Raw genomic sequence first — 15,638 nt, forward strand, 5'->3', positions numbered from 1 at the left:
GGGTCATAGGGGCTGCGCCGAGAGGGGCAGGCGGCGAATGCGGCGGCCGGTCGCGGCGAACATCGCATTGGCGATCGCGGGCGCGACGACGGGCACGGCGATTTCGCCGAGGCCGCCGGGTTCGCGGTCACTGTCGACGAATTCGACGAGGATCTGCGGGGTTTGCGACAGGCGCGGCAGGCCAAGCTGGCCGAGCTTGCGCGCGGTCGCGACGCCGCCCGCATAATCGGTGGTCGCGCCGACCGCGGCGGCGAGGCCGAAGATCAACCCGCCCTCGATCTGTTGCCGCGCGACCGCCGGATTGACGAGGCGCCCGGCGTCGACGACCGCGACCAATTGTTCGACCTGCAAGCCCTTGTCGCTCTGCCGCGCGGTCGCCATCAGCGCGATATGGCTGCCACGCATGCTGTGGCACGCCAGCCCCTGCGCGGTCCCCGACACGCCGCCTTCCCAGCCGCCGAGGCTGGTCGCGGTCAGCAGGCAGCGCGCGAGCAGCGGCGCGTCGCCGAGCATCGCCATGCGATAGGACAAGCCGTCGGTTCCGGCGCGCGTGGCCATTTCATCGACGAAACATTCGGTGAAAAAGGCGGTGTAGCTGTCGGCATTGCCGCGCCAGCGCCCGGTCGGCAGCCCGATGTCGGCGGGGCAATGATCGACCGCATGGTGGGGGATGGCATAGCTGGTTGCCGCACCTTCGACCGCAGCGGCGTCGGCGCTGCCGACCGCGGCGCGCTGGGCGACGTCGGCGGGGACATTGTCGAACAGCCGGGCGCGGACCTCGTGGTTGGTCGGCGGCACCGCGATCCGCGTCACCAGCGCGTCGATCCCACCCGCCGCGTTCAGCGTCGCGCTCATCCGGGCGCGCACCGGTGCGCGGGGCGGCAGGAGCATGATCTCTTCGGCGCGCGACCAGGCGAGCTGGACGGGGCGTTTGATCTGCAACGCGATGATCGCCGCCTGCACCGCGACGCTATGGTCGAGGCAGGCGTCGAACGATCCGCCCGCCATCATCGGGAACAGCACCACATCGCCGGGCGACAGTCCGGTTGCCGCCGCGATCGCATCGCGACACTGCGCGGGTGCCTGCGTTGCGACCCAGACGCGCAGCCGCGCACCGTCGGGGGCAGCGGTGGCGCTGCGCGTCTCGATGGGGGCGTGCAGCGCGGGCGCGACCGCATATTCGGCGGTGATGCGGTTGCGCCCGGTCATCGCTTCGGCGACGTCGCCTTTGTGCGACATCCGATAACCGCCGTCCTTCAAGGCCTGTTTGAGCGCGGCATCGATGCGGTCGGTCGACACGGGCGTCCCCGCGGTCTCGAACACCGGCGCAAAACGGTCGAGCGCGCGGTTGGCCGCCCACCAGTTGCGCGCCACGGTCGCCACCCAGCGGTCATGGGTAACGACATGGAGCAGACCGGGCGCCGCCATGCCTGCCTTGCGGTTGATGCTTTTGAGGCGGGTCGCGCCGACCGGTCCCTGGCGGATCGCGGCGAATACCATGTCGGGAAGGCGGATATCGCCGGCATAGTTCGCCGACCCGTCGACCTTTGCGGGCAGGTCGAGCCGCGTCAGTTCCTTGCCATAGAGCGGGTCGCCGCTGCTGGCGCGATAGACGGGTTCGGCGGGCGGTTCGCGCAACGCGGCGGCGGCGGCGACTTCGCCAAAGCGCAGTTTCTGCTTGCCGAGGATGACGAAGCCGTCCTGCGTGTCGCAATCTTCCCAATCGGCGTCCCAGCGCGCCGCCGCCGCCATCATCAACAGCGCCCGCGCCTGCGCCGCGGCGGCGCGGCACGGTCCTTCGAACATCCGCACCGACGAGCTGTTGGCGGTCAGCATCACCGCGTGACGCACCGCCCATTCGCGCCGCGCCCAGCCGCGTACGTCGGCAACGAAATCGGGAACACCGGCGCGCGGCATGAACAGGCCGCTATCCTCGTCGACCAGCAAGGTGTTGGTATAGAGCGGGCTGATCGGCGCGGTTTCGACCGCGATCGTCCGCCAGTCGGCACCAAGTTCGTCGGCCATGATCTGTGGCAGCAGCGTCGTGACGCCTTGCCCCATCTCGCATTGCGGGACGATCGCGCTGACATGCCCGTCGTCGCCGATCTTGAGGAAGGCGTTGAAGACATGCTCGTCGGGGGCGGCGGTCAGGTTCGTTTGATATTCGCGCGGCCACAGGCTCCACGCGATCGCCAGCCCGCCCGCCGCGGTGGCACCGACCAGCATCTGGCGGCGGCTGACCTGCGGCAGGCGCGATTTGTTTTTCAGAGCCGTGTCGCGAATGCCCACCATCGGTAATGCTGATAAGCGGGGGGAGTCGGCGTGGCAAAGGCTTTTGGTGCAATGCCATCCTCCCTGTGGCGAAGCCATGGGGAGGGGGGCCGCTTGCGAAGCAAGGGGTGGAGGGGCCGTGACGTTAGCGCCATTGCCCCTCCGTCAGCGCTTCGCGCTGCCACCTCCCCATGGCTTCGCCACAGGGAGGATCATTGTTACCAACCCCAGGGCGCCGGTGGCGGCGCGACCGGCTGGCGGTAATCGAAGGTCACGCGGAAATCGCGGCCTTCACGGCTGAGGCCATAGGTGAAGGCGTCGGCGGTCGTTTCGACCGACCAGACATTCGTGTTCGACACGCTGCGCCCCGTCCGCGTGAACAGCGCGATCGATTCGGCATCGACCGGAAAGGTTTGGCGCGTTGCCGTTCCGGTGTCGGCGGTGTCGCCGCCGTACATCGTCAGCTCGTCCTTGCTGCCGTCGGCGTGGCGATGGTCGTGTTTGAGGCGGAGGCCGGTGGTGGTCCGGGTGATGATCCAGGTGCGCGAACGGTCCCAGCCGCCGTCCGGGCCAAGTCCTTCGATATGAAAGGGGATTTCGATCCGGTCGGGGGTGCAGCCGCGGACGTGCATCACCATCGCCTTGCCGCGCATATCGGCATCGGCATCCTGATTGCTGGCGAGTTTGCCGGCATAGGCCTTGCCGCAATGCGCGGTCAGCGCGGCAAAGAACGCGTCCTGCGGATTGCTGGTGGCGGCGGTCGTCGCGCAGCCGGCGAGCGCGGTCGCTGCGGCGAGGGTGAGGATCATCTTCATTTCAGGAGCCCTAGCCGCGGAATTTCGATCTTCGGGCAACGGTCCATGACGACCGCCAGTCCCGCCGCGTCGGCGCGTCGGGCCGCCGCGTCGTTGATGACGCCGAGCTGCATCCACACCGCCTTCGCGCCGTGAACGATCGCTTCGTCGACCGCTGCGCCGGCGTCGTCGCTGTTGCGGAAGATGTCGACGATCTCGGCGGGGGGCTCGACGTCGGCCAGCGTCGCGACGACGGGCGCGCCGTGGATCGTCTTGCCGGCATGGCCGGGGTTGACCGCGATCACGTCATGTCCTTGTGCGACCAGAAAGGCGAGCACACCGTTCGAGGCGCGCGCCGGGTTGGGCGAGGCACCGACCACCGCAATGCGGCGTTTCTGGCCGAGCAGGTCGCGGATTTCGCTTTCGTCGTTGATCGCCATCATTTGCCCTTTCGTGCGTCGAGCCATGCCGCGACCTTTGCCGCTATCGCATGGAATGGCTCACCGGCGGGATCGGTTCCGGCGGTGGGCGGCACCCCGCCGTCGCTGGCGAGGCGGATGCCCATCGATAGCGGGATGCGGCCGAGGAAGTCGAGGCCCATCGTCGCCGCCGCCGCCTCGGCGCCGCCGCTGCCGAACGGCTCGCTGACCTCGCCGCAATGCGGGCAGGCGTAGCCCGCCATGTTTTCGACGAGGCCGATGATCGGCACATTGGCCTGTTCGAACAGGCTGACCGCGCGCGTTGCGTCCATCAGCGCCAGATCCTGCGGCGTCGACACGATCACCGCGCCCGCGGGCTTGTGTTTCTGGATCATCGTCAGCTGGACGTCGCCGGTGCCGGGGGGCAGGTCGACGACGAGCGTGTCGATGTCGCCCCAGCTGGCATCGACCAGCTGTTCGAGCGCGCGCCCCGCCATCGGGCCGCGCCACGCGATCGCCTGCCCCGGCGCCGCAATCTGACCGGTCGACAGCATCGGGACGCCATAGGCATTGGGAACGGGGGCCAGTTTCGACCCGCGCGCTTCGGGTTTGACGCCTTCGCTGTCCATCAATCTTGGTTGTGACGGCCCATAGATGTCGGCGTCGACCAGCCCGACCTTGACGCCCCGACGCTGGAGCGCGACCGCGAGGTTCGCGGCGAGGGTCGATTTGCCGACCCCGCCCTTGCCGCTGCCGACCGCAATGATCGTCATCGCCTTGCGTTCGGCAGTCATCGCGATCCGGACCTCGCTCACCCCCGGCTCGGCGAGCAGGCCAGCGCGCAGCTTGTCCTCGAGCGGCTTGCGGTCCTCGGCCGCCAGCCCCGACACGTCGAGCACGACCGCCAGCAATCCGTTGTCGTCGAGCAGGCGCAGCCCCGAGGTGCGGCCATCGCTGAGCGCGGCGGCGGTATCGGACAGGCGGGCGAGATCGGTGCTGTGGTCGGTCATGTCCGCGGCAGATAGGCATCGCGCACCCGAATGCCAGCCATTTTCGCGCGCACCCCCTGTTAATCGCGCGCGCCGCCCCTATAAAAGCGTTATGAACGAGAAAATCGACGGCAATATCGGACGCCGCAGCCCGAGGGGATTGCGGCAATTTTTCGAGGCGATCAGCCTGATGGCGAACAGCCCGTGGGGCAATGGCCCCAAGGGCGGCGGCGACGGTGACGGTTCGGGAGATGGCAAGAAGCCCGGCCCGCGTAACCCGTGGGTCACGCCCGACCCGATCGATATCAATCGCGGCCGCAAGCCGCGCGGCCCCTCGGCGCTCGACGAGCTGCTGCGCAAGGGCCGCGGCGGTTTTGGCGGCGGCGGTTCGGGCGGCGGCAGCCAGTTCGATCTGGGCGATTCGGCGAAATTCTGGAAATGGGGCGTCCTCGCCGCGGTCGTGCTGTGGGTGATCTTTTCGTCGTTCCACATCGTGCCGCCCGAAAAGGAGGGCGTCGTCACCCGGCTCGGCAGCTATTCGCGCACCGTGGGTCCGGGCGTGAAATTTACCTGGCCGGCGCCGATCGAGCGCATCCGGCTGGAGGACGTGCGCGCGATCCGCACCATGCCGGTCGGTTCGCCCAACGCGACCGACGAGAATTTCGTGCTGACCCGCGACCAGAGCCTGGTCGACTTGGCGTATGAAGTGCGCTGGTCGGTGCGCGACCCCGAGCTGTTCTTTTTCCAGCTCGCCGATCCCGAGGGCACGATCCGCGAGGTCGCCGAAAGCGCGATGCGCGCCACCGTCGCCAATTTCAACCTGACCGATGCGATCGGCCCCGGCCGCGTCGAGATCGAGGCGCAGGTCCAGCAACGCATGCAGGAGCTGCTCAACCAGTATCGCGCCGGGGTGTCGATCCAGGGCATCGCGATCCGTCAGGCCGATCCGCCGAGCCAGGTCGACGAAGCATTCAAGGAAGTGACGGCGGCGCTTCAGGAGCGCGAATCGGCGATCAACCTGTCGCGCGCCTATCAGCAACAGGTGCTGGAGCGCGCCCGCGGCGACACCGCGGCGTTTGACCAGATTTACGAACAATATCGGCTGGCACCGGGGGTAACCCGCAAGCGGCTTTATTATGAAACGATGGAGAATGTGTTGTCGAACGTCGACAAGACGGTCGTCGAAGCGCGCGGGGTGACCCCCTATCTGCCGCTCAACGAGGTGCAGAAACGGATCGCGGCGACCCCGCCGGCCGCGGCGACGAAGGGAGGCGAATGATGTTCAGTTCGCTGACCCAGAACCCCGTGCGCCTGCTCGTCGGCATCGTCGCGCTGCTCGTCATCCTGTCGCAGTCGCTGGCGATCGTCCCCGAGGACAAGCAGGCGCTGATCCTGCGCTTCGGCGAGATCGAGCGCACCGTGAACCGGTACAAGCCGAACGAGGATTTCGGCGCCTCGGGCGCGGGCCTTGTCCTGCGTGTTCCGTTCACCGACGGCATCCAATATATCGACAAGCGCATCATGGGCGTGAACATGGAGCGCCAGCAGGTGCTGTCGACCGACCAGCAACGCTTGCAGGTCGACGCCTTTGCGCGCTTTCGCATCACCAACCCGGTACGGATGTACACCGCGATCCGCACCGAGGAGCGGCTGCAGCAGCAGCTGGCAACGATCCTGGGCTCGTCGCTGCGCAACGAGCTCGGCAAGCGCACCTTTGCCACCTTGCTGTCGCCTGAGCGCGGCGCGGTGATGGATAATATCCAGGTCGCGCTGAACCGCGAGGCGAACAAATACGGCGCCGAAGTCATCGACGTGCGGATCAAGCGCGCCGACCTGCCCGAAGGCGCGACGCTCGAGGCGGCGTACAACCGCATGCGCACCGCGCGTCAGCAGGAGGCCACCGCGATCCGCGCCGAGGGGCAAAAGGAAGCGCAGATCATCCGCGGTAACGCCGATGGTGAAGCCGCGCGCATCTATGCCGCCAGCTTTGGCAAGGATCCCGAATTCTATGATTTCTATCGCGCCATGCAGAGCTATCGCCAGACCTTCCTGGGCGAGAACAACCAGGGCGGGACGTCGATCATCATGTCGCCCGACAATGAATATCTGAAGCGTTTCAGCGGCGGTTGATCGGGCCGGGTGCGCCGGTGAATGGAACCGAAAGCGCCCGTTCATGTTCAATTGGCGTTCAGCCGCCTCGCCGCAGACCATCGCGGCCGGGGTAGTGAGTTTTCCGAAGAGAAGAGGATTATCGATCGTGCGTTATGTTTATGGCATCACTTCGGCCTTGCTGGCGGGTGGCACCGCGCTGGCGCTGGTCACCCAATCGCCGGTGGGCGCGCAGGTCGCGCAGAATGAGCAGAGCGAAATCGCCAAGGTCGTGCCGCGGTCGGGGGCGCCCGAAAGCTTTGCCGACCTGGTCGAACAATTGCAGCCCGCGGTGGTCAATATCTCGACCAAGCAGAATGTGACGCTGGGCGTCCGGCTCAACCCCTTTGCCGGGACGCGCGAGCCGATCACGCAGGAACAGCAGGGCGGCGGTTCGGGATTCCTGATTTCGGCCGACGGCTATATCGTCACCAACAACCATGTGATTTCGGGCGGCCCGCGCGGCGAGGCGGTGAACGAAGTCACCGTGACGCTGACCAACCAGCGCGAGTATAAGGCGACGATCGTCGGCCGCGACGCCGCATCGGACCTCGCGCTGCTCAAGATCAACGCGACCGGCCTGCCGTTCGTGAAATTCGCCGACAGCAGCCGCGCGCGCGTCGGCGATTGGGTGGTGGCGATCGGCAACCCGCTCGGCCTCGGCTCGACGGTGACCGCAGGCATCATCTCGGCGGTGCAACGCAGCATCGGCCAGACCGGCGCCTATGACCGCTATATCCAGACCGATACCGCGATCAACCGCGGCAATTCGGGCGGTCCGCTGTTCGATTTGCAGGGCAATGTCGTCGGCATCAACAACATGCTGATTTCGCCCGTCGGTGCGAACATCGGCGTCAACTTTGCGATCCCCGCCGAAGCGGCGATCCCCGTGATCGATGCGCTGCGCGCCGGCGAGCGTCCGCAGCGCGGTTACCTCGGCATTGGCATCGCGCCGGTCGACGAGGATCTGGCGGCGGCGCTGGGCCTACCCAAGGATCGCGGCGAGTTCATCCAGCGTATCGAACCGGGGCAGGCGGGCGAAAAGGCCGGGCTGCGCCGCGGCGACGTGGTGACCAAGGTTAACGGCAAGGAGGTCACGCCGCAGCAGACGCTGTCGTACATCGTGTCGAACACCAAGCCGGGGACGCGCATCCCGCTCGAGATCATCCGCGACGGCAAGCCGATGACGCTGAACGTGCTGGTTGGCACCCGCCCGCCCGAGGAAGAGCTGGCGGGGACCAATTTCGACCCCGAAGAAGAACAGACAATGCCGGAAGACGCGACCGGCGCGGCCGACAAGGCGATCCAGGAATCGCTCGGGCTGGCGGTCCAGGTCGTCACCCCCGACATCGCGCGCGCGGTCGGGGTCGATGCCGGGACCAAGGGGCTGGTGATCGGCGCCGCGTCGGCGAACAGCGATGCGGGGCGCAAGGGGCTGCGCCGCGGCGACGTGATCCTGAGCGCCAACCGGGTGCCGGTGGCGACCAGCGACGCGTTGGCGAAGGCGGTGGCCGATGCCAAGCGCGCCGGGCGCGACGCGGTGCTGCTGGAGATTTTGCGCCGCGGCAATCCGTCGGCGTTCATCGCGGTGCGCGTCAAGTAAGACGCGCGTTCTGCGGTCAAAAAAGGGCGTCGGATCGCGGATCCGGCGCCCTTTTTGCTTGACAAGATGGAGATTATGTTCTTATTTTGTTCTCCTAAATCCGAATCGGGAGATGGCAATGATCGGTTATGTAACGCTGGGAACGAACGACCTGGCGAAAGCCGCGGTTTTTTATGACGCGATCGCCGCCGAGCTGGACACGCCGCGGATGATGGAATTCGACACCTTCATCGCTTGGGGCAAGCCGGGCGGCGCGGCGGGCATCGGATTGACCAAGCCATTCGACGGCAATGCCGCGAGCGTCGGCAATGGTGTGATGGTGGCGCTGGAGGCGAAGGACAAGGATCAGGTCCAGCGCCTCTACGACATCGCGCTCGCCAATGGCGGCACCTGCGAAGGCCCGCCGGGCCCGCGCGGCGATGGCTTTTACGCGGGCTATTTCCGCGATCCGGATGGGAACAAGCTCAACGCGTTCATCATGGCGTGATGGGCGGCGGTTTGGGGTGGGATGCGGAATGGCCGTATTTGTGTTGCCATGGCGCCATCGCTGACGTTGACCGAACATTATTGCGCCAGCAATAAGAAGGAATGTTCGAAGAACAACTAACCGCCCGCGCTGACCTGACCGCCGGGATGCTCTACGCTATCGCAGGTAGCGAGAGCTGGATTTACTATGGGCAAGTCACCCCGGAAAAGCGCGTCGGCTTCTTTCGACGGCGCGACCGGAAGTTGTCGAAGGCAAGTGATGTTCTCGCTGCCCCCGTGATGTCTGTGATTACCGTAGGCTATCCATCGATCACGCGCGCGCTGAGAAGCGGGAGGTGGAAGAAGCTAGGACGGTTTCCCGTCGTAAGCGAACTTGTGGCCCCACGCCCCTCGGTCCAGTGGCCGGTAGGGACGCTTGATGTCTCGGTCTGGCTCGGCGACAGGTCGGACCACGACACGAGAGTGGATGACCCAGCGATCCAGAACATGGAACTGATGGCGATTTGGGATGCTGAGGAACATATTCCTGCGCGGCTGATCGCTGATTTTGGAGCGGAGAAAGCCGAATGGCACGTAGGCGGGCCGATTTGGCGTGAACGTCGCGTCAAAGAAGAGATGGCAGCGCGTTCTGCGGACCAGCCTTGGCACCAATTGCCTCCTGATTGGGTGCCGACAACCGTCCGCTAATAGGCACGGCCCCGCCGACGTTGGCGGTCCGCGATTGGTCAATTGCCGTCATTTCGGCCGGATCGGTGCCGAAGGGCTGAAATGGGGTGGGAAGCGGACGTTGACTTGACACGTTAGAAAGCCAATCCTGACGTAATGCTACGTGTCGCCCCGATCTTGCTGTTCCTATGCGCCGCCTGCGGCGCTGTAGAGCAGCCGAGGTCAGCAGAGACCGTCGCAGCTTACGAAGTTCCTTTGCCCACAGCTTCAGACAAGCGTCGTTTCCTCGCGCTCCTGACCGAGAAAGCCGAGGCCGCTGACTTCCATGTAGATGCAGCGACCAACGACGAATTAAAGGTGGCATCCGAAGTCTCGCCCCAAACATTTAGTGCAACCGTTTGGCGCGGGAAAGATGACGAGGAGCCGATTGCTTCGGCGATGGATTTCCAAGATCGGCTAGGACGAGTGTGGATTTCTTTCTCGCGCGGAAAAGACCCGGTTCGATCAAGCCAGTTCCGGAAGTCGCTTATGCCAGCCATAAAAGATGGTTGGCCAGAAACCGCCTCGCTTCCGATCATGCCGAACGGCAGCATTTCACTGACCAGAGATTTAGTTCGCACGCCCAATGGCTATATCGTCGATCCGCTCGCCGCAAAAACGTATGAAGAAAGAACTACTATAGAACGTCCATAATCGGCCGTTTCCAGACTATCGTCATCCCGGACTTGATCCGGGATCCATGGCCGCGCCGTCGTCATGGATCCCGGATCAGGTCCGGGATGGCGATGAGGAAATAATCCTCCCTGTCGCGTAGCGATGGGGAGGGGGACCGTCCCGGCGAAAGCGGGGATGGTGGAGGGGCCGCGACGCTAGCGCCATTGCCCCTCCGCCAGCGCTTCGCGCTGCCACCTCCCCATGGCTTCGCCACAGGGAGGATTAGCGGCTGCGAATTATTTGCTTCGCGCGATTCTCGTGCCGTTTCGCATCGGCGCGTGCACCCGTTTGGCGATTGCCTGACCAGCCATGCCATTCTAGACCTTTGAACGGACCAAAAATGGAGGACAGCGGGTGAGCGACGGCAGTACGGCGAGCGAAATCTATATCGGCCTTGGCGGCGGCGGCGCGCCGGACGGGCCGCGGCAATCGCTGGTGCTGAAACGCGCGAACCGGCACGGGCTGATCGCCGGGGCGACGGGGACGGGCAAGACGGTGACCTTGCAAGGGCTGGCCGAGGGTTTTTCGGCGGTCGGCGTCCCGGTGTTCGTCGCCGATGTGAAGGGCGACCTCGCCGGGATGGCGATGGCGGGCAGCCCGATGTCGAAGCTGCACGACATCTTTGCCGCGCGCGCGGCCGATATTGGCGACAGCGAATGGGCGTATCGCGACAATCCGGTGATCTTCTGGGACCTGTTCGGCGAACAGGGGCATCCCATTCGCACGACGATTTCGGAAATGGGACCGCTGCTGCTCGCGCGGCTGATGGGGCTCAACGAAGTACAGGAGGGCGTGCTCGCCATTGCGTTCCGCGTTGCCGACGAACAGAATCTGCTGCTGCTCGACCTTGGCGATTTGCAGGCGATGCTGGCGTGGTGCGCCGAGAATGCCGACGAGCTGACGACCAAATATGGCAATGTGTCGAAGGCGACCGTGGGGACGATCCAGCGCCAGTTGCTGACGCTCGAAAGCCAAGGCGGCGCGCATTTCTTTGGCGAACCCGCGCTCGACATCCACGACATGATCCGCTGCGACGACAATGGCCGCGGCTATGTCAATATCCTCGCCGCCGACAAGCTGATGGCGAGCCCGAAGCTCTACGCGACCTTCCTGCTCTGGCTGCTGTCCGAAATGTTTGAAACGCTGCCCGAAATCGGCGATCCCGACAAACCCAAGCTCGTCTTCTTCTTTGACGAGGCGCATCTGCTGTTCGACGACGCGCCGCCCGCGCTGACCGAAAAGATCGAACAGGTCGTGCGGCTGATCCGCTCGAAAGGCGTCGGGGTCTATTTTGTGACGCAGAACCCGATCGACATTCCCGAAGATGTCGCGGGCCAGCTCGGCAATCGTGTCCAACACGCGCTGCGCGCCTTTACCCCGCGCGACCAGAAAGCGGTGAAGGCCGCCGCCGACACCTTTCGCCCGAACCCCAAGGTCGACGTCGCGCGCGAGATCACCGAGCTGAGGGTCGGCGAGGCGCTGGTGTCGCTGCTGATGGCCGACGGCGCGCCGTCGCCGGTCGAACGCACCCTGATCAAGCCGCCCTGCTCGCGCGCCGGGCCGCTCGACGCCAAGGAGCGTGCGATCATCAAGTCGATTTCGCCGGTCGAGGGCAAATATGACACGCTCGTCGACCGCGAGAGCGCCGAGGAGCTGCTCGCCGCCAAGGCCGATCAGGCGCAGGCCGCGGCGATCGAAGCCAAGGCGCAGGCCGAAGCCGACAAGCAGGCGGCGATCGCCGCGAAGGAAGCGGCGAAGGTGAAAGCGGCCGAGGAACGCGAGCGGCTGCGGCTGGAAAAGGCGGCGGCGCGCGAGGCGGCGAAGCCATCGATGACCGAAAAGATGGTGCAGTCGGCGGCGCGCTCGGCGGCGACGAGCATCGGGCGGCAGGTCGCGGGCAAGCTGGGCGGCCAGCTGATGCGCGGGATTTTGGGTAGCTTGTTCAAGTGAGCGATGCCGATGCCGCGTTGATGGAGGCGAGCCTGATCGTCGCCGCCGACGCGGGCATCGATATTCGCATCCCGCTGTTCGAGCGGTTTTTCGCGGCGTTCCCGGAACGCCGCGCCAGCTTCATTTCGGTCGACGCCGCGTCGCGGCGGATGACCGACGAGACGTTACAGATGATGTTCGGGCTGGCGCAGCGCGAGACCTGGGTGTGGCCGCTGGTCGCCGAACTGGTGTTCACCCACCGCAGCTATGGCGCGCTGCCGATCGCCGAATATGATGCCTTTATCGATATGACGGTGGCCGAACTGGGCGCCGCAGCAGGTGATGCGTGGAGCGCGCACACCGCCGCCGCATGGCAGCGCCATGCCGACGCGCTGAAGGCGATGATCCGCAAGGCGCGCGCCGAATGGGCCAGCGCGATGCCAGCAGGCGCGCCCGCGGTTGCGGAATAGCGCCTGACATATCCGCCGTAGCCCTGAGCTTGTCGAAGGGCGCCTCACCGAGAAGCGCCCTTCGACAAGCTCAGGGCTACGGTCGATTTGTCTGCCCTTGCCCCCTCGACAAGCCCCCCGAATCGCGGCAGCATAAGTTTCATGACAAAACCGATATTGCCTGGAGAGGTAGCCGCCGCCGTCGTCGACCCCGTCGCATACGGCCAGTGGGAAGCGCTGCACGAGCAGCTCGCCTGGGCGCGCGCCAATGCGCCGCTGGCGGTCGCGGAGAACCATGACCACGACCCCTTCTGGCTCGTCACCCGCCACGCCGACATCATGGCAATTAGCCGTGATCCGCAGCGCTTCGCCAACGGCATCCGTCCGACGGTGCTGACCAACCGCGACGGCGAGGCGCTGGCGCGCGCCGCCACGCCGAACAATGACGGCCACCTGATCCGCTCGCTGGTCCAGATGGACGCGCCCGACCATATGAAATACCGGCTGCTGACGCAGAGCTGGTTCATGCCGAAAAACCTGAAGATCGTTGAAGATCGCATCCGGCAGATCGCCCGCGAAACCGTCGACCAGATGCTGGCAGCGGGCGGGGAATGCGATTTTGCCCGCGACGTCGCGGCGCATTATCCGCTGCGCGTCATCATGGACATTTTGGGGGTGCCGCCCGAAGACGAGCCGCGGATGCTGATGCTGACGCAGCAATTGTTCGGCCCGACCGACCCCGAACTGAACCGCAGCCGCGAGGCGATCACCAGCGCCGAGCAGGCGATCGCGATGCTCAACTATGTCATCGCCGATTTTGAAAATTACTTTGGCGCGCTGACCGCCGAACGCCGCGCCAACCCGCGCGAGGACATCGCGACGGTGATCGCCAATGCGACGATCAACGGCGAGCATATCCCCGACCGTGAAATGTCCGGCTATTACATGATCGTGGCGACCGCGGGGCACGACACGACCAGCGCGTCGACCGCGGGGGCGATCATGGAGCTGGCGAAGAACCCCGCGCTGTTCGAGCGCTTTCGCGACGCGGAGGCCGACAAGGCGGGGCTGATCGAGGAGGCGATCCGCTGGACCACCCCGGTCCAGCATTTCATGCGCAGCGCGCGCGAGGATGTCGAGATCGGCGGACAGACGATTCGCGAGGGCGACTGGCTGATGCTGAATTATGTGTCGGCCAACCGCGACGAGGATGTGTTCGGCGATCCGTTTGCGTTCAATCCCGACCGCGAGAAGAATCCGCAGATCGCCTTCGGCTTTGGCGCGCATGTCTGCCTGGGCCAGCATCTGGCGCGGATGGAGATGCGGATATTGATGGAGGAACTGCTGCCGCGGCTGAAAAGCGTGGAACTGGCGGGCGATCCGGCGCGGGTGGAGTCGGTGTTTGTCGGGGGACTGAAGCGGCTGCCGATCCGGTTTGCGGTAGCGTAGGGTTTTCGGCCCAATCGGCTCTGCCGATGGAACAAAGCAACGGTCAGCGGCGTATCCTGTCATCCGCTGAAAGGAGCTTTGTCGATGAATTCTTTGAAAAAGGCGGCGGCATCGCTGGCCGCCATGTCGATCGTTCTCGTCCCGGTCGCAGCGTCGGCGGCCCCCGCGACGGGAAGCGCGCGCGCATCGTCGTTTGCCGAGGGCCAGAACGAGCTGGAAGGCGCGAACTGGCTTGCGATCGTGCTGGGTCTGGCGATTATTGCCGGTGGTATCTGGCTGGCGGTTGAAGGCGACGACGATCCGGTCAGCCCGTGACCTGTCGGTGGCCGCGGCCGCCGATGCCTAAACCTTCTCGCCCGGGAAAAAGCGCGCGATGACGTCGCTGGCGAGGCGCGCCGGGCGCAGCGTCTGGGCGTCGATGCAGCACCAGCTCGATTTGACCTCGGCCAGCACGTCCTCGCCGCGCTTGATGATCGTTTCGTAGAAGGCGCGCGCGCCCTGGACCTTTTCGAGGATGACGGTCGCGATGACCTGATCGTCGAGGAAGGCGGGGCGGCGGTATGTGATCTCGTGCTTCAGCGCGACCCACAGATGCTGCGCCACCGCTTCGGGCGGTGCGATGTGGCGCCAGTGCGACAGCACCGCTTCCTGAACCCAGCTGAGATAATGGGCGTTGTTGACGTGGCCCATGAAATCGATCTGGTCGGAACCCACGGCGATGGCGTGGTCGTGCGGGAGCGAGGCGGCGGTCATATCGCTGACACTAATGTCAATATTATGTGACGGAAAGATGAATAATCATCCGCGCCCGCGATAGGGCGCGACGCCTTGGTCGGGGAGCCACAGACCCGCGGGCGGCGGACCCGACTGCCAGAACACATCGATCGGTATGCCCCCGCGCGGGTACCAATAGCCGCCGATGCGCAGCCAGCGCGGCTGCATTTCGTCGAACAGGCGGCGCCCGATGCCCACGGTGCAATCCTCGTGGAACCCGGCATGGTTGCGGAACGAGCCGAGGAACAGCTTCAGGCTTTTCGATTCGACGATCGTTTCGCCGGGGGCATAGTCGATGACGAGATGCGCGAAATCGGGCTGGCCGGTGACCGGACAGAGCGAAGTGAATTCGGGCGCGGCGAATCGGACCAGATAAAGCTCGCCCGCGCGCGGGTTCGGCACATAGTCGAGGATCGCCGCTTCGGGTGCGGCAGGAAGGTCGCTCGACTGGCCAAGATGTTTCGGCGCGAGCGGCGCAGGGGTAGAATCGGTCATCGAAACCATCTAGGGACGCGCGCGGCCGCTGTCATCCCGTGGATGGCCCGGTTCAGCGCCAATTCAGTGGCGCCGCTAGCATATCAGCAGTTTGGGATCGCGGACATTTCAATGACGGTGCGGAAATTTCGGCAGGGACGGTGGCAGGCGGCTTTGCCGCTGGCGGCTGCGATGATCGCGGTCGGTGCAGCGGCTCCGATCGCCGCGCAGCAGACCGAGTCGCCCGCGCCGACCCCGGCGCCATCGTCGATCTTTCGCCTGCCGCCCGCCAATGACGGCCGGACCCCCGGGGTGCAGGGTCCGTCGGACAACGGCCTGCCGCCGGTTGGCCCCAACGACAATCGCGCCCCGTCGCCAGCCCCGACGCCCACACCCGCGCCGACGCAGACCGCGCCCGCGACCCCGCCGCGCGTGACCCCGACCCAGCCGACCACGACGACAGGGGCGTCGCC

Annotated in this window: 16 protein-coding genes and 1 pseudogene; 11 read left to right on the forward strand and 6 right to left on the reverse strand. The window is 65.7% G+C overall.

Annotated features, from left to right (window positions below; genetic code table 11):
• Positions 1 to 3: 3 nt before the first annotated feature.
• The 4 genes from FFS18_RS16975 to FFS18_RS16990 all read right to left on the reverse strand — a co-directional run bounded on the left by FFS18_RS16975 (position 4) and on the right by FFS18_RS16990 (position 4,494).
• Positions 4 to 2,292: a xanthine dehydrogenase family protein molybdopterin-binding subunit gene (locus tag FFS18_RS16975; protein ID WP_137871746.1), complete on the reverse strand. Its 2,289-nt coding sequence runs from the start codon at positions 2,290 to 2,292 to the stop codon at positions 4 to 6.
• A 197-nt stretch (positions 2,293 to 2,489) separates the two neighbouring features.
• The gene (locus FFS18_RS16980; protein WP_137871747.1) at positions 2,490 to 3,086 is read right to left on the reverse strand and encodes a hypothetical protein; all 597 of its coding nucleotides are present in this window, start codon (positions 3,084 to 3,086) and stop codon (positions 2,490 to 2,492) included.
• Positions 3,083 to 3,505, reverse strand: coding sequence for a CoA-binding protein (locus tag FFS18_RS16985; protein WP_137871757.1), 423 nt, complete (start codon positions 3,503 to 3,505; stop codon positions 3,083 to 3,085). Before FFS18_RS16985 ends, FFS18_RS16980 begins: the two co-directional genes overlap by 4 nt.
• Complete coding sequence (locus FFS18_RS16990) at positions 3,505 to 4,494, reverse strand: Mrp/NBP35 family ATP-binding protein (RefSeq protein ID WP_120215130.1); 990 nt, start codon at positions 4,492 to 4,494, stop codon at positions 3,505 to 3,507. Before FFS18_RS16990 ends, FFS18_RS16985 begins: the two co-directional genes overlap by 1 nt.
• Before the next feature lie 91 nt (positions 4,495 to 4,585).
• On the opposite strand from FFS18_RS16990, the gene hflK reads away from it, so the two are divergent.
• The 10 genes from hflK to FFS18_RS17040 all read left to right on the forward strand — a co-directional run bounded on the left by hflK (position 4,586) and on the right by FFS18_RS17040 (position 14,232).
• On the forward strand, positions 4,586 to 5,752 hold the full coding sequence (gene hflK, locus FFS18_RS16995; protein WP_120215131.1) for a protease modulator HflK: 1,167 nt from the start codon (positions 4,586 to 4,588) through the stop codon (positions 5,750 to 5,752).
• Positions 5,752 to 6,603: a protease modulator HflC gene (gene hflC / locus FFS18_RS17000; RefSeq protein ID WP_137871748.1), complete on the forward strand. Its 852-nt coding sequence runs from the start codon at positions 5,752 to 5,754 to the stop codon at positions 6,601 to 6,603. Before hflK ends, hflC begins: the two co-directional genes overlap by 1 nt.
• Positions 6,604 to 6,730: 127 nt before the next feature.
• Positions 6,731 to 8,224, forward strand: coding sequence for a trypsin-like peptidase domain-containing protein (locus tag FFS18_RS17005; RefSeq protein ID WP_120215132.1), 1,494 nt, complete (start codon positions 6,731 to 6,733; stop codon positions 8,222 to 8,224).
• A gap of 118 nt (positions 8,225 to 8,342) precedes the next feature.
• On the forward strand, positions 8,343 to 8,711 hold the full coding sequence (locus tag FFS18_RS17010) for a VOC family protein (protein ID WP_137871749.1): 369 nt from the start codon (positions 8,343 to 8,345) through the stop codon (positions 8,709 to 8,711).
• A gap of 101 nt (positions 8,712 to 8,812) precedes the next feature.
• On the forward strand, positions 8,813 to 9,397 hold the full coding sequence (locus FFS18_RS17015; RefSeq protein ID WP_137871750.1) for a hypothetical protein: 585 nt from the start codon (positions 8,813 to 8,815) through the stop codon (positions 9,395 to 9,397).
• 135 nt (positions 9,398 to 9,532) lie between these two features.
• Positions 9,533 to 10,069 (forward strand): hypothetical protein, encoded by a 537-nt coding sequence (locus FFS18_RS17020; RefSeq protein WP_137871751.1) that lies wholly within the window; start codon positions 9,533 to 9,535, stop codon positions 10,067 to 10,069.
• Positions 10,070 to 10,444: 375 nt separating this feature from the next.
• On the forward strand, positions 10,445 to 12,040 hold the full coding sequence (locus tag FFS18_RS17025; RefSeq protein WP_502704188.1) for a helicase HerA-like domain-containing protein: 1,596 nt from the start codon (positions 10,445 to 10,447) through the stop codon (positions 12,038 to 12,040).
• Positions 12,037 to 12,489, forward strand: a complete 453-nt coding sequence (locus FFS18_RS17030; RefSeq protein ID WP_137871752.1) for a hypothetical protein — start codon at positions 12,037 to 12,039, stop codon at positions 12,487 to 12,489. Before FFS18_RS17025 ends, FFS18_RS17030 begins: the two co-directional genes overlap by 4 nt.
• A 141-nt stretch (positions 12,490 to 12,630) precedes the next feature.
• Positions 12,631 to 13,917 carry a cytochrome P450 gene (locus FFS18_RS17035; protein WP_137871753.1) on the forward strand — a complete coding sequence of 429 codons (1,287 nt, stop codon included), beginning with the start codon at positions 12,631 to 12,633 and terminating at the stop codon, positions 13,915 to 13,917.
• An 84-nt stretch (positions 13,918 to 14,001) separates the two neighbouring features.
• Positions 14,002 to 14,232, forward strand: a complete 231-nt coding sequence (locus tag FFS18_RS17040) for a hypothetical protein (protein WP_137871754.1) — start codon at positions 14,002 to 14,004, stop codon at positions 14,230 to 14,232.
• 27 nt (positions 14,233 to 14,259) lie between these two features.
• Here FFS18_RS17040 and FFS18_RS17045 read toward each other — a convergent pair whose 3' ends face one another.
• Both FFS18_RS17045 and queF read right to left on the reverse strand, forming a co-directional pair.
• A complete protein-coding gene (locus FFS18_RS17045) occupies positions 14,260 to 14,670 on the reverse strand; it encodes an acyl-CoA thioesterase (RefSeq protein WP_137871755.1) in 411 nt (136 codons plus the stop codon).
• A gap of 45 nt (positions 14,671 to 14,715) precedes the next feature.
• The gene (gene queF, locus FFS18_RS17050; protein WP_137871756.1) at positions 14,716 to 15,186 is read right to left on the reverse strand and encodes a preQ(1) synthase; all 471 of its coding nucleotides are present in this window, start codon (positions 15,184 to 15,186) and stop codon (positions 14,716 to 14,718) included.
• Positions 15,187 to 15,297: 111 nt separating this feature from the next.
• Between queF and FFS18_RS17660 the strand changes: the two are divergent.
• Positions 15,298 to 15,638: pseudogene (locus tag FFS18_RS17660) on the forward strand (hypothetical protein); the annotation flags it as partial.

It is taken from the genome of Sphingopyxis sp. 2PD (assembly GCF_005503695.1).
GTDB lineage: Bacteria > Pseudomonadota > Alphaproteobacteria > Sphingomonadales > Sphingomonadaceae > Sphingopyxis.

Bases quoted from the DNA above. Each gene is read 5' to 3' on its own strand.
- FFS18_RS16975 (WP_137871746.1), bottom strand. From the start codon at position 2,292: ATGGTGGGCATTCGCGACACGGCTCTGAAAAACAAATCGCGCCTGCCG.
- FFS18_RS16980 (WP_137871747.1), bottom strand. From the start codon at position 3,086: ATGAAGATGATCCTCACCCTCGCCGCAGCGACCGCGCTCGCCGGCTGC.
- FFS18_RS16985 (WP_137871757.1), bottom strand. From the start codon at position 3,505: ATGGCGATCAACGACGAAAGCGAAATCCGCGACCTGCTCGGCCAGAAA.
- FFS18_RS16990 (WP_120215130.1), bottom strand. From the start codon at position 4,494: ATGACCGACCACAGCACCGATCTCGCCCGCCTGTCCGATACCGCCGCC.
- hflK (WP_120215131.1), top strand. From the start codon at position 4,586: ATGAACGAGAAAATCGACGGCAATATCGGACGCCGCAGCCCGAGGGGA.
- hflC (WP_137871748.1), top strand. From the start codon at position 5,752: ATGTTCAGTTCGCTGACCCAGAACCCCGTGCGCCTGCTCGTCGGCATC.
- FFS18_RS17010 (WP_137871749.1), top strand. From the start codon at position 8,343: ATGATCGGTTATGTAACGCTGGGAACGAACGACCTGGCGAAAGCCGCG.
- FFS18_RS17015 (WP_137871750.1), top strand. From the start codon at position 8,813: ATGTTCGAAGAACAACTAACCGCCCGCGCTGACCTGACCGCCGGGATG.
- FFS18_RS17020 (WP_137871751.1), top strand. From the start codon at position 9,533: ATGCTACGTGTCGCCCCGATCTTGCTGTTCCTATGCGCCGCCTGCGGC.
- FFS18_RS17035 (WP_137871753.1), top strand. From the start codon at position 12,631: ATGACAAAACCGATATTGCCTGGAGAGGTAGCCGCCGCCGTCGTCGAC.
- FFS18_RS17040 (WP_137871754.1), top strand. From the start codon at position 14,002: ATGAATTCTTTGAAAAAGGCGGCGGCATCGCTGGCCGCCATGTCGATC.
- FFS18_RS17045 (WP_137871755.1), bottom strand. From the start codon at position 14,670: ATGACCGCCGCCTCGCTCCCGCACGACCACGCCATCGCCGTGGGTTCC.
- queF (WP_137871756.1), bottom strand. From the start codon at position 15,186: ATGACCGATTCTACCCCTGCGCCGCTCGCGCCGAAACATCTTGGCCAG.